This window comes from Bacillus sp. WC2503, from assembly GCF_052682895.1.
Map to the genome: position 1 here is coordinate 4,082,501 of NZ_JBQYMD010000001.1, position 12,514 is coordinate 4,095,014.

A 12,514-nucleotide genomic window follows, 5' to 3' on the forward strand; every position below is an offset into this window, starting at 1 on the left:
AGCAGCTTACAATTTACCACATACCGACCATATGAATATGGACCCCCTTCGACTTGCTGCTCAAATTGTATCAGGAATTGGTTTTTTAGGTGCAGGTGTTATTTTACGAAGAGGAAACGATAGTATTGCTGGGCTAACGACCGCCGCCATGATTTGGGGTGCTTCTGGTATTGGCATTGCCGTTGGAGCTGGTTTCTATATTGAAGCGATTTTCGGAATGTGCTTCCTTATGATTAGTGTAGAACTTATACCATTAACGATGAAATTTATAGGACCTAGGTCATTTCGTCAACGTGATATCGCAGTGAAACTTGTTGTACGAAATATGGACAATATCCCGATCGTAATTGAAGAAATAAAAGAAATGGATATAAAAGTTAAGAACATGAAGCTCAAAACATTGGAAAATGGTTCGCACTATTTACATTTAAAATTGTCTATCGATCAAAAAAGACATACTGCTGATGTTTATTATGCTCTTCAACACCTTGAAAGTGTTCAACAAACTGAAGTTGAAAGTATGTAATAGAAAACAAACTCTCTTTTAAATTAGAGAGTTTTTCTTTTTTCTATAATGGTAACAATGAATGTAGTCCTGCAAAGTAAGGAGGAATTAGCAATTGAAATCCCGTCCAAATTTAGTAGATACATTTCGTGATTCCATTATTTTTCGTTTAATTTGCTTTATTGTTGTACTTACTGCTTTTTCCGGCTTTCTTATACATAGATTAGAACCATCGCACTTCACCACATGGTTTGATGGAATTTGGTGGTCAATCGTTACAATTTTCACTGTTGGCTATGGTGACTTTGCCCCACATACACTAATAGGCAAACTCATCGGTATGAGTATTATTTTATTTGGAACCGGTTTTTGTTCTTATTATATGGTTCTATTCGCCACTGATATGATTAATAAACAATATATGAAAGTTAAAGGAGAAGAAGCTGCGACTGCTAGCGGTCATATGATTATTGTCGGCTGGAACGAACGGGCAAAACATGTTGTAAAACAAATGCACATCTTACAACCAAACCTTGATATCGTTTTAATTGATGAAACACTTTCTTTACTTCCAAAACCATTTCATCATTTAGAGTTTATAAAAGGTTGTCCACATCACGATCAAACGTTATTAAAAGCTAACATTACAACGGCACACACCATATTAATAACGGCTGATAAAGAAAAAAATGAAAGCTTAGCTGATACACAGTCCATCTTAAATATTTTAACTGCAAAAGGACTTAATCCAAACATTCATTGCATCGCTGAACTTCTTACTTCGGATCAAATTCAAAATGCAACGAGAGCTGGTGTATCAGAAATTATAGAAGGAAATAAATTAACGAGCTATGTATTTACCGCTTCTCTTTTATTTCCTTCTATTTCAGGTGTACTATTCTCACTTTACGATGAAATCTCTGATAACAAATTACAACTGATGGAGCTTTCTCCGCCTTGCACCGGACAAACTTTTGCAAATTGTAGCTATACTCTTTTAAAACAAAACATTCTCTTACTAGGTATAAAGCGTGACGATCAATATATGATTAACCCAGTCCATACCTTCATTCTTATCGAAAGCGACATACTCATTGTTATTCACCATTAAAAAAGTGACGCTCTAGTTCCTGTACTAATACTTTCCCAATATTAATATACTTACTTTTCACATCTCCATCTGGATCTTTCGGCTCAGCAAATTGATCAAATCCGCTCGTTCCAGCTGTTAACGCATTCACATTATCATCTAGTTCGTCTTGATACACATGCGAAAGAATATACGGCGTTTCAAGACGGACTATTACACCAGGCACATCTAATTCCCCATCCACAGCTGTAAATGGCACTCGTAAAAATTGATAGCCATCTTCTTCGTCGATTTTGTAATCAAAGCACCCTTTATCGTAATCCCAATTGCCACCAATACTATATCCAAGTGGTTTCATAACCTCTTCTAACTTATATAACGCATATGTATGTCCTTTTAACTTTGATTGAATCGGAATCAAGCCCATCCCTCCAAGACTTTTCCTTTAGCATACCCATTCTAGTTTGAATATACCGATGGACATTTCAGTAAAATAATAAAAAGCGACCGGAGATCCGGTCGCTTTTTATTATTTTAAACGCTCTTCTAATTCTGCTTTTAATTCTTCAAATCCTGGTTTACCAAGTAAAGCAAACATGTTTTTCTTGTATGCTTCTACTCCTGGTTGGTCAAATGGATTTACGCCTAATAAGTAGCCGCTCATCGCACATGCTTTTTCGAAGAAGTATACAAGGTAACCGAATGTGTACTCATTTAATTCAGGAATATTTACGATTAAGTTTGGTACTCCGCCATCGCTATGTGCAAGTAATGTGCCTTCATATGCTTTTGTGTTTACGAAGTCTACAGTTTCACCTGCAAGGTAGTTTAATCCATCTAAATCGTTTTCTTCTGATTCGATTGTCAGTTCATGTGTAGATTTACCCACTTTAAGAACTGTTTCAAATAAGTCACGACGACCTTCTTGAACGTATTGACCTAATGAGTGTAAGTCAGTTGAGAAATTTGCTGAAGATGGGAAAATACCTTTTTGATCTTTTCCTTCACTTTCACCAAATAACTGTTTCCACCACTCAGCGAAGTATTGAAGTGCTGGCTCATAGTTAACAAGCATTTCAATTGTTTTTCCTTTATTGTATAAAGCGTTACGAACTACTGCGTATTGATAAGCTGGGTTTTCTTCTAGTTCTGATGCCCCGAAGTCGTCATGGCCAGCAGCTGCACCTTTCATCATCTCTTCAATATTTAAGCCACTTACTGCGATTGGTAATAAACCAACTGGCGTTAATACAGAGAAACGTCCTCCAACATCATCTGGAATTACGAATGTTTCGTAGCCTTCGTTATCAGCTAATGTTTTTAATGCACCACGCGCTTTATCTGTAGTTGCATAAATACGTTTGCGAGCTTCTTCTTTTCCATACTTCTCTTCTAATAACTTACGGAAAATACGGAATGCAAGTGCAGGCTCTGTTGTTGTACCTGATTTGGAAATAACGTTAATAGAGAAGTCTTTACCTTCTAATACATCCATTAAATCTTTCATGTAAGTGGAGCTAATGTTTTGTCCAACAAATAGCACTTGTGGAGTTTTACGTTGTTCTTTAGAAAGCGTATTGTAGAATGAATGGTTTAACATTTCGATTGCTGCACGTGCTCCTAGGTAAGAACCACCGATACCTACAACAAGTAAAATGTCAGAGTCATTTTTAATTTTTTCTGCGCATTTTTGAATGCGAGCAAATTCTTCTTTGTCATATTGAAGCGGAAGCTCTACCCACCCAAGGAAATCGTTCCCAGCTCCAGTTTTTTCGTGGATTGCATGATGTGTTACTTTCACTGCATCACGTAAATAAGTGATTTCATGTTCACCGATGAAGGATAACGCTTTAGAATAGTCGAACGTTACATGTGTACTCATCTTTTTCCCTCCAATTATGGATATGTATTTCTGTATTCACTTTAGCGAAACTGAAGTTGTAAATCAAGCGATTCAACCAGTGTAAACGTAACCAATATATATTTTTTAGAAAAAGTTCATTTTTTGCATAAAAATTCGCATTTTTCGGTATAGATGTATATACATCTTTTTTTCACACATTTTTTATGTATAAAAACAACATAACTGCACCATTCTATAAAAGAGTTGATTAACTCAGCGCTTGCTCATGCTTCACAATTAAGGGGGGCTTTTTCATGAGTACATTGCAACGTATCGCATTAGTCTTTACTGTAATTGGTGCAGTAAACTGGGGACTAATCGGGTTCTTCCAGTTTGACTTAGTAGCAGCCATTTTCGGCGGACAAAACTCAGCTCTTGCACGTATTATTTACGGCATCGTTGGTATATCTGGGCTTATCAATCTTGGTTTACTGTTTAAACCATCTGAAAATCTTGGTACACACCCAGAAACAAACGAAATTCGATAACCAGTATGTCCTTTCACCTCCGACATACGAATATGATTGCATGCAATCATATTTGCAAATATATATCATAAGATAAAGTAAAAGAGGAACGCTCATATGCGCTCCTCTTTTACTTTGTTAACTCGGACTCTTCAATCCATTCTGTCAGCTTTTCTCGCAACGTATTAAATCCGTCCTTAGATGGATTCGGTATAAGAATCCTTCCTTGTTTTCTTTTCGCCGCTTTTAACGATAAACTCATTTTTCTGTGCTCTTCATCAATTGAAAGTACTTTTACTTCTACTGTATCGCCGACTTTCAAAAAGTCATGAATATCCTTTACATATCCATTTGTAATTTCAGATATATGCACAAGTCCTTGTGTTTCTGCATCTAACGCTACAAATGCACCGTAATCTTGAATTCCAGTCACTTTCCCTGTTACAACCACTCCTGTTGTATATTGTTCTGACATATGAAACACTCCCATACGTTTACCATTTTCTCTACAAATGTAGATTGCAAAACAGATGTACTTATTTTAAATATCCGATTAATTAGTACGCCTGTTACGTATCGCTACCTAACAGGCGCATACCTTATATTAGTAAATTATACCACTATGACAGAACTCATTCAAAATTCACGAAAAAATTTCCTGTAGCACGTATAATTCTCCAATATTGGGATAGAATACTAACACATGGCTTTCTAGTATTCCCCCCCTTTTATGGACAAAACGTATTATGTTTTGTCCTTTTTTTATTCTCGACGAACCGTTCCATTCTCTTCATTGCTTCTATAAGTTGTTCAAGCGATGTTGCATACGAACAACGAATAAATCCTTCACCACTTTCTCCAAATACACTTCCAGGTACAACAGCCACTTTTTCTTCTAGTAATAACTGTTCTGCAAATTCCACTGAAGTTAGTCCAGTTGAGGCAACAGAAGGAAAGACATAAAACGCTCCGCCCGGCACATGACACGTTAATCCCCTCTCATTGAAAGATGTCGCCATAAAATTACGGCGTTTCTTATAGCTATCTCTCATTCGAATGACTTCATCATTCCCTCCGCGTAATGCTTCAAGAGCTGCGAACTGGGACATCGTCGGTGCACACATCATAGAATATTGATGAATTTTAAGCATCAACTCTGAAAATTGAACGGGAGCTGCGATCATACCGAGACGCCATCCTGTCATCGCAAATCCTTTTGAAAATCCCGAAATTAAAATCGTATGTTCGCGCATGTTTTGAATGCTCGCGAAACTCGTATACACTTCGTCATATACAAGCTCTGCATAAATTTCATCAGATAATACGATTAAATTGTACTTCTCAACCATTACTGCTAACTTTTCTAGTTCGGATTTGTTTAACATTGCACCTGTTGGATTATTTGGGGAACAAAGTAAAATTGCCTTTGTTTTCGCTGTAATAGCTGCTTCAATTTGTTCGGGTTGTAATTTAAACTCTTTTTCTAAAGTAGTCGCTATAGGAACTGGAACTCCTCCAGCTAATGTTACAAGTGGTGCATAAGAAACGAAGCTCGGTTCAATAATGAGTACTTCATCATCAGGATTTATAATGGCACGCATCGCTACATCTAACGCTTGGCTCGCTCCAACCGTAACAATGATTTCATCGTTTGAATCATAAGATACTGCAAATTGTTTTTTTAGATACTTTGCTATTTCTTGACGGAGCTCCAATAATCCTGCATTTGCTGTATACGCTGTATATCCTTGCTCTAAAGAACGGATACATGCTTGCCTTACATTCCAAGGTGTAACAAAGTCAGGCTCTCCCACTCCAAGTGAAATAACACCTTTCATACTTGCGGCTAAATCGAAAAACTTTCGAATACCAGACGGTTGTAAAGATTCTGCTACTCTAGATAGTTCAAACTGCTTCATGGTGTCACCACAATTCGCTTATCATCATCGTTTTTTTCATAAATAATTCCCTCATGTTTATACTTCTTCAAAATGAAATGAGTTGTTGTAGAAACGACAGATTCAATCGTTGCTAATTTCTCAGAAACAAACATCGCTACTTCTCCCATCGTCTTTCCTTCTAATGTAATAGAAAGATCATATGTCCCTGACATTAAATACACGGATTTCACTTCTGAATAGCGATAAATTTGTTCAGCAACTGCATCAAACCCAACACCGTGCTTCGGCGTAACTTTCACATCAATCATCGCTGTTAAACCCGTATGTTCTTTTACTTTTGTCCAATCAATATGTGTTACATAATCCACAATAATCTTTTCACTTTCTAATTTCGCAACCATCTTCTTCACTTCTTCTACTTCTATATTTAACAGCTTTGCCAATGTATCTACAGACAAACGACTACTTTTTTCAAGACAAGCCAATAATTCTAATTCCTTTTCAGTCACCATATAAATCATCCTTCCTTTTCGTTTCTGTCTAAATTATACAAATACCCTTTCCAGTTTGAAAAGAAGATTTTTTTAGAGAATTATGTCAAAATAAAGTGAAACTTTAATCAGCGGAAAGGTTCATCCCGCTGATTATTAGCCCACACCAATCGGGCTTTTACGGGCAGTTAGTCTCCCCCTATCTTCTTTGCTTCAGGCATTTTTAGGGGCGGGAGGCTTATTGTCCGTTAACAAGGGATAAAAGTGAGAGGGGATGGAACCGTGAAACCAAAAGTATATATCGCTGAACCAGTTCCAACATTTGTAGAAAACTATTTATCAGAACACTGTGATTATGAAACATGGAATCAAAATGAGAAAGTACCTCGTGATGTTCTATTAGAGAAAATACAAGATAAAGATGGGTTATTAAATTTCGGATCTGCCATAAATGAAGAATTGTTAAATGTAGCACCGAAATTAAAAGTAGTGAGTAACATTTCTGTTGGCTATGATAATTTTGATTTACTAGCGATGGAAAAGCGAAATGTCATCGGAACGAATACACCATACGTATTGGATGATACAGTAGCTGACCTCGTTTTCGCTCTTATGTTATCTGCTGGTCGTCGTGTTTGCGAACTCGATTCCTATGTGAAAAATGGTGAGTGGAACGCTGAAATCGGAAAAGAACATTTCGGACTAGATGTGCATCATAGTACAATCGGTATTATCGGAATGGGACGAATTGGAGAAGCTGTTGCAAAACGAGCAAAATTCGGATTTGATATGGATGTTCTTTATTATAACCGTCGCCGTAAAGAAGAAGCAGAGCAAAAATTCGATGCTACATATTGTGATTTACATACGCTACTAAAACAGTCTGACTTTATTGTTCTTCTTACTCCATTAACAGATGAAACGTATCATCTTATCGGAGAAAAGGAATTTTCATTAATGAAAGAAACAGCAATCTTCATTAATGCTTCTCGCGGGAAAACAGTAGATGAAGAAGCTTTAATCCATGCCTTAACAGAAAAGAAAATCTTTGCAGCAGGCATTGATACTTTTACACAAGAGCCGATTCCAAAAGATAATCCGCTCTTATCATTACAAAATGTTGTGACTTTACCGCACATCGGATCTGCGACATTAAAAACTCGGCAGCAAATGGCCATGACAGCCGCTGAAAATTTAGTTGCAGGGTTACAAGGAAAAACACCGCCTAATATTGTTCGCGGGTAATGATGAATAAGCGAAAGGCAAGATGACAATGTCATCTTGCCTTTTTTTGTTAACATATTTTTTTCTACCTTGGAGATGATATGAACAAAAATCAATGGAGTGACAAAAAATGAATCATGAATATACTTGTCCTTATTTCACTTTTTCCACTCGCGGCACTACTATTCATTACGAATTGTATGAACATAAAAATAAAACAAAACGTCCTACTTTCGTACTCGTTCACGGCTTTTTATCTTCCTCATTCAGTTACCGCCGTCTCATTCCTTTACTATCGAAAGCAGGAACAGTACTGGCTCTTGATTTGCCTCCATTCGGAAAAAGTGATAAGTCTCATCTCTTTAAGTATTCTTATCACAATTTAGCAACCATTATTATCGATTTAATCGAACATTTATCTCTCTCAAATATTGTGTTAATTGGGCATTCTATGGGCGGGCAAATTTCTCTCTATGTAAACCGTATACGTCCTGAACTAATCTCAAAGACGATTTTACTATGTAGCTCTAGCTATTTAGCACGCGCAACCTTACCTTTACTGTATTCTTCTTATTTACCGTTCTTTCATTTATACGTAAAGAACTGGATTATAAGGCGCGGGATTGTTCATAACTTAATGAATGTCGTTCATGATCACTCATTAATTGATGATGAAATGAAGGAAGGCTACTCCGCTCCTTTTTATGACAACCGTATATTCCCCGCCCTAACTCGCATGATACGAGACCGTGAAGGTGACTTATCTTCAACTGAATTACAAAAAATTGAAACACCTATACTACTCATTTGGGGTGAAAAAGATCGCGTCGTCCCTGTACATGTAGGACACCGTCTCCATAAAGATTTACCGAATTCAACATTTATCTCTTACGAAAATACAGGGCATTTACTACCTGAGGAAAAGCCTGAACATGTTTATGAAGAAATTATCGCTTTTTCCGCGCAATAAAGTGAAACTTTAATCAGCGGAATGTTTCACCCCGCTGATTATTAGCCCGCACCAATCGGGCTTTTACGAGCAGTGGATCTCCCACCTCACTTCTTTGCCTCAACCGTCTTTTTAGGTGGGGGTCTTACTGCCCTGCAAATAGCGGGATAATATTAAAAAGGCTGTCGGAAATTCCGACAGCCTATAATGAGCAACTTCCGCCTTCTTTTAATACAAGTAACTCTTCAGCTAATTTCTCACATTTTTCAAGCGCAGGTACTTCCTCAAAAGACATAAAGTATATATGTTGAATCTTCTTTGCAATATATTTCGAATCGTCAAACACAGTTACGACGTTCACTACATCGCTCGCTTCTGTTTCATAAAACTCCGGTCCCATTCGAAACGGATCCCAATTCTTCACAACCTCTATCATCTTTTCATATGTACCCATCTACTTCCCGCCTTTTCACTTTTTAATACTTTTCTTTATCCTATCACATCAGCTATTCTATAAGAAGAGAGAGAACTTTCATAACTTAGCAGTTTCACAGAAGAAAGGGGCAAACATATGCAGCTATTTCATAAAACGGTAAATCGGCGCGGAACACATAGTACAAAATGGGATACTTATAAAAACGAAGAACTCATTCATGCCTGGATTGCCGATATGGATTTTGAAGTACCAAAACCAATTCAAACTGCATTACAAAAACGTATCGAACACCCTATTTTTGGCTATACACTTCCACCTGAACATATTGGAGACATTATTTGTAACTGGACAAAAAAACAGTACAACTGGGATATTCAAAAAGAATGGATCGTATTTAGTGCGGGGATCGTTCCAGCTCTTAGTACGAGCGTACAAGCTTTCACAAAGGAAAACGAATCCGTTCTTGTACAACCACCTATTTATCCTCCATTTTTCGAAATGGTTACAACAAACAACAGACAATTATGCGTGAGCCCATTATATAAACAAGATGGCACATATATGATAGACTTCGATCATTTAGAAAAACAATTTCAACAAGGGATTAAACTAATGCTTCTTTGTAGTCCTCACAATCCTATTGGACGCGTTTGGACGAAAGACGAGCTAATGAAGCTCGGAGCGTTATGTACAAAATATAATGTAATTGTTGTCTCAGATGAAATTCATGCCGATATTATTTACGGAGATCGTACTCATACACCATTCGCTTCTTTATCTGAAGAATTAGCAGCACGTACCATTACTTGTATGGCTCCAAGTAAAACATTTAATATAGCTGGATTACAAGCATCTATCATTATTATTCCAAATGAAAAACTACGTAATACCCTTACGTCTATTCAATATAGACAAGGGTTCCATGGGCTAAATACATTTGCTTATACCGCGATGCAAAGCGCCTATACAGAATGTAATGATTGGCTAAGTGAAATCCGTTTATATATAGAAGATAACGCTCAATTCGCTTGTGAATATATCAAAACTCACATACCTACTCTTTCCGTAACGAAGCCAGAAGGTAGCTTTTTATTATGGATTGATTGTTCTCACCTAAAACTTTCTCAAAACGAGCGCACCACGTTACTTGAGGAAAAAGGAAAACTTATCGTCGAACCTGGTGAAAAGTACGGATTAGGCGGCGAAGAACATATTCGAATTAACATTGGCTGCCCACGATCTGTTTTAGAAGAAATTTTAAACAGACTGCGCCATACGTTTTCATAATAAGAAAGGAGCCTGCCCACGAATCAATTTTGGGCAGGCTTCTTTCTCAATTTTTGTCGGTAAATCAATATATTTTAAAAATCGCTGATATATTTTGAGTTACGGTCGATATATTTCAATAATCGCCGATATATTTTGAGTTGCGGTCGATATATTCCAATAATCGCTGATATATTTCCAATTACGTTTCACAAAGAAAGCTACCATCCACGGTAGCTTTTACTTTTTCTTCATATCCGACGCTTTTTTTACAATCACACCGCAAGCAATTCGATCACCAGATTTACCCGTTGGTTGTGTCATGCCATCATCAGGGTTTTCAGTAATAATAATAGACGCTCCATCTTTTCTATGAATCGTCGTTTTCCCTTCTTCAAGCGTTATGTGCGGTGCATCGATATCCGCTTTAATCTTTCCAGAACCATCTGCAATTACATTCGGTAAATCACCATTTTCCGCACCCTTCGGATTGAGTAAGCCATGCTTTTTATTATCTGGATTAAAATGATTACCAGACGATTCAAAACGAGGCGCTTTACACTCTCCAATTTCATGTACATGTATGCCGTGCGGACCAGGCGCGAAACCTTCCCCTTTAATCGTAATTTTCACTCCACTTGTTTGCTGAACTACTTTCGCAGTCCCTACTTCATCTCCTGAAGCATTATGTAATTTCACTTCAATTTCTTTCGGCTTTCCTTGGTCACAACCTGCCATCAGAAATAATAAACAACAACTGAAAAAAAGCCGTTTTTTCATTCTATTCCCTCCAAAATACATTCTGCCCTTAGATTGTCCGAGCATAGAGGGAAACATACAAAAATGAATTACCGTTTCTTTTCAGCTAAAAGCTTTTCTTCTACTTTCTGTAATCGCTCTGCTTCTCGTTTGGATACACGAATGAACATACGCCACGTAGCAACGGCACCAATGATAAATAGAACGCAAACAATCCCTGGAATAATATATTCTGTTTTATCTTCCGGAAAATATAAAGGCATCATATGAAACACTCCTTATTGTAGGATTCAAAAACCATCAGAATTTTCTGTTATATTATTTTAAATTATAGTTGAACCAATTCATATTCTCAAGGGGGCGTTCCGAAAGCGAATGATTTCTTTGACTCCTTCTCCTACTTTCCTTACTATAAACTTGAGGTGAAAAATATGAGAGAAACATTTGAAATTGGTGAAATCGTTACTGGTATTTATAAAACGGGAAAATACATCGGCGAAGTTACAAATAGCCGCCCGGGCAGTTACGTCGTAAAAGTATTAGCTGTTTTAAAACATCCGGTGCAAGGTGACTTACATAACGTAAAACAAGCTGACGTACCATTTTTCCATGAAAGACGTGCTTTAGCTTTCCGTGAACAGACGAACATTCCAGAACAAATGGTGAAGAAATATGAAGGAGAGATTCTAGATTATACAGATTCACTCAAATTAGCATTAGAAACTCAAATGAATTCATTTTCTGAAGATGATTCACCTTTTGCGGTTCGTAGTCTAGAAACATTAGAGCAGTTAAAAAAAGACTACAAACTTTAAAAAAACAAAACGACCAAATTACATACTGTGCAATTTGGTCGTTACTGTGTACTCACTTTCTTTAACACTTTTGAAAAGTCCACGAGTTCCCCTAATGTTGGAGGTGCTGGTTTCACTAAATACTCTTTATCTTTTTCTACTAATTTAAAAATATTGTACGTCGTCATCGCATCATCTAGCGCACAATGATGCTTACCCGTTCCTACTTTTCCATACGCCTCAATCGCTTTCCATAATCCTGTTTGATTTCTTTCTCCAAAAAACTTCTTATACTCAAGCGATAAATCACGACACTGTCCGAAAAACGGAAAAGCTACTCCCGACATTTCACAATTATGCTTCAGCACTTTCATATCCATATTTCCCCACGTTACAATGGTCGGTTTACATCTTTTTTCGTATTCTGCAAGTTTATCAATGAGTTCAGGAAATGAAATTCCTTTATCCACGATTTCTTGTTTAATTCCTAAAAATTTCTTGCATCGATCCGTTAAAGAAGGAAATGTTTTCGGTCTGACATGTGATGAATACGTATCTTCTACCTTACAACCTACAACCGAGACGAGTCCTACCTCAATAATTTCCGGGAAAAATCCTTTTGGTTTCTTTCGATGCTGGGGCATCGTAAACTCAAAATCTAAAAATAAAAATCGTTGTTCATCCATACGATCCCTTCCTTATCATCTTTGTCATTCCTTTCTATTTGAC

General features: G+C 37.1%; 16 protein-coding genes (1 of these 16 only partly in view). 7 read left to right on the top strand and 9 right to left on the bottom strand.

Translation table 11 applies throughout. The features are described from left to right. Together ACUN26_RS21100 and ACUN26_RS21105 are read left to right on the top strand one after the other, a co-directional pair. Window positions 1-526, top strand: partial view of an MgtC/SapB family protein gene (locus ACUN26_RS21100; RefSeq protein ID WP_000386692.1) — the 3' portion only. 155 nt of this gene lie to the left of the window's left edge; 526 of the gene's 681 nt are visible here — the last part of the coding sequence; the start codon falls outside the window, past its left edge; its stop codon occupies window positions 524-526. A 94-nt stretch (window positions 527-620) separates the two neighbouring features. Next, entirely contained in the window at window positions 621-1,616 is a 996-nt protein-coding gene (locus ACUN26_RS21105; protein WP_000842336.1) for a potassium channel family protein, read from the top strand. On the opposite strand, the gene ACUN26_RS21110 is transcribed toward ACUN26_RS21105, so the two are convergent. Both ACUN26_RS21110 and ACUN26_RS21115 read right to left on the bottom strand, forming a co-directional pair. Then, window positions 1,603-2,016: a YugN-like family protein gene (locus ACUN26_RS21110; protein WP_000612324.1), complete on the bottom strand. Its 414-nt coding sequence runs from the start codon at window positions 2,014-2,016 to the stop codon at window positions 1,603-1,605. The two genes, ACUN26_RS21105 and ACUN26_RS21110, sit on opposite strands and share 14 nt — an antisense overlap. Before the next feature lie 108 nt (window positions 2,017-2,124). After that, entirely contained in the window at window positions 2,125-3,477 is a 1,353-nt protein-coding gene (locus tag ACUN26_RS21115; protein WP_000103665.1) for a glucose-6-phosphate isomerase, read from the bottom strand. A 275-nt stretch (window positions 3,478-3,752) separates the two neighbouring features. Between ACUN26_RS21115 and ACUN26_RS21120 the strand changes: the two genes are divergently transcribed. Continuing rightward, window positions 3,753-3,986, top strand: coding sequence for a DUF378 domain-containing protein (locus ACUN26_RS21120; RefSeq protein ID WP_000105788.1), 234 nt, complete (start codon window positions 3,753-3,755; stop codon window positions 3,984-3,986). 109 nt (window positions 3,987-4,095) lie between these two features. On the opposite strand, the gene yugI is transcribed toward ACUN26_RS21120, so the two are convergent. From yugI to ACUN26_RS21135, 3 genes are all read right to left on the bottom strand, one after another. Beyond that, a complete protein-coding gene (gene yugI, locus ACUN26_RS21125) occupies window positions 4,096-4,440 on the bottom strand; it encodes a S1 domain-containing post-transcriptional regulator GSP13 (RefSeq protein WP_000003767.1) in 345 nt (114 codons plus the stop codon). Window positions 4,441-4,693: 253 nt separating this feature from the next. Continuing rightward, the gene (locus ACUN26_RS21130) at window positions 4,694-5,884 is read right to left on the bottom strand and encodes an aminotransferase (protein WP_000808551.1); all 1,191 of its coding nucleotides are present in this window, start codon (window positions 5,882-5,884) and stop codon (window positions 4,694-4,696) included. Then, a complete protein-coding gene (locus ACUN26_RS21135) occupies window positions 5,881-6,378 on the bottom strand; it encodes an Lrp/AsnC family transcriptional regulator (RefSeq protein ID WP_000255691.1) in 498 nt (165 codons plus the stop codon). The genes ACUN26_RS21130 and ACUN26_RS21135 overlap by 4 nt, the downstream gene beginning before the upstream one ends. A 237-nt stretch (window positions 6,379-6,615) precedes the next feature. Between ACUN26_RS21135 and ACUN26_RS21140 the strand changes: the two genes are divergently transcribed. Next, complete coding sequence (locus ACUN26_RS21140) at window positions 6,616-7,602, top strand: 2-hydroxyacid dehydrogenase (protein WP_098643464.1); 987 nt, start codon at window positions 6,616-6,618, stop codon at window positions 7,600-7,602. 109 nt (window positions 7,603-7,711) lie between these two features. Then, complete coding sequence (locus tag ACUN26_RS21145; protein WP_001015213.1) at window positions 7,712-8,551, top strand: alpha/beta fold hydrolase; 840 nt, start codon at window positions 7,712-7,714, stop codon at window positions 8,549-8,551. Window positions 8,552-8,732: 181 nt separating this feature from the next. Here ACUN26_RS21145 and ACUN26_RS21150 read toward each other — a convergent pair whose 3' ends face one another. Next, window positions 8,733-8,984: a YugE family protein gene (locus tag ACUN26_RS21150; protein ID WP_000537646.1), complete on the bottom strand. Its 252-nt coding sequence runs from the start codon at window positions 8,982-8,984 to the stop codon at window positions 8,733-8,735. Window positions 8,985-9,101: 117 nt separating this feature from the next. Here ACUN26_RS21150 and ACUN26_RS21155 point away from each other — a divergent pair, with 117 nt between their 5' ends. Then, window positions 9,102-10,253, top strand: coding sequence for a MalY/PatB family protein (locus ACUN26_RS21155; protein WP_001175861.1), 1,152 nt, complete (start codon window positions 9,102-9,104; stop codon window positions 10,251-10,253). A gap of 219 nt (window positions 10,254-10,472) precedes the next feature. Here the strand turns inward: ACUN26_RS21155 and sodC are convergent, their stop codons facing one another. Both sodC and ACUN26_RS21165 read right to left on the bottom strand, forming a co-directional pair. Next, complete coding sequence (gene sodC / locus ACUN26_RS21160; protein ID WP_000746516.1) at window positions 10,473-11,012, bottom strand: superoxide dismutase [Cu-Zn]; 540 nt, start codon at window positions 11,010-11,012, stop codon at window positions 10,473-10,475. 68 nt (window positions 11,013-11,080) lie between these two features. Next, the gene (locus ACUN26_RS21165) at window positions 11,081-11,257 is read right to left on the bottom strand and encodes a hypothetical protein (RefSeq protein WP_000982764.1); all 177 of its coding nucleotides are present in this window, start codon (window positions 11,255-11,257) and stop codon (window positions 11,081-11,083) included. Window positions 11,258-11,422: 165 nt separating this feature from the next. Here ACUN26_RS21165 and ACUN26_RS21170 point away from each other — a divergent pair, with 165 nt between their 5' ends. Beyond that, window positions 11,423-11,806 carry a kinase-associated lipoprotein B gene (locus ACUN26_RS21170; RefSeq protein WP_001209336.1) on the top strand — a complete coding sequence of 128 codons (384 nt, stop codon included), beginning with the start codon at window positions 11,423-11,425 and terminating at the stop codon, window positions 11,804-11,806. A 41-nt stretch (window positions 11,807-11,847) separates the two neighbouring features. Here the strand turns inward: ACUN26_RS21170 and kapD are convergent, their stop codons facing one another. Next, window positions 11,848-12,471, bottom strand: a complete 624-nt coding sequence (gene kapD, locus ACUN26_RS21175; protein WP_000344367.1) for a 3'-5' exonuclease KapD — start codon at window positions 12,469-12,471, stop codon at window positions 11,848-11,850. Between the last annotated feature and the right edge of the window lie 43 nt (window positions 12,472-12,514).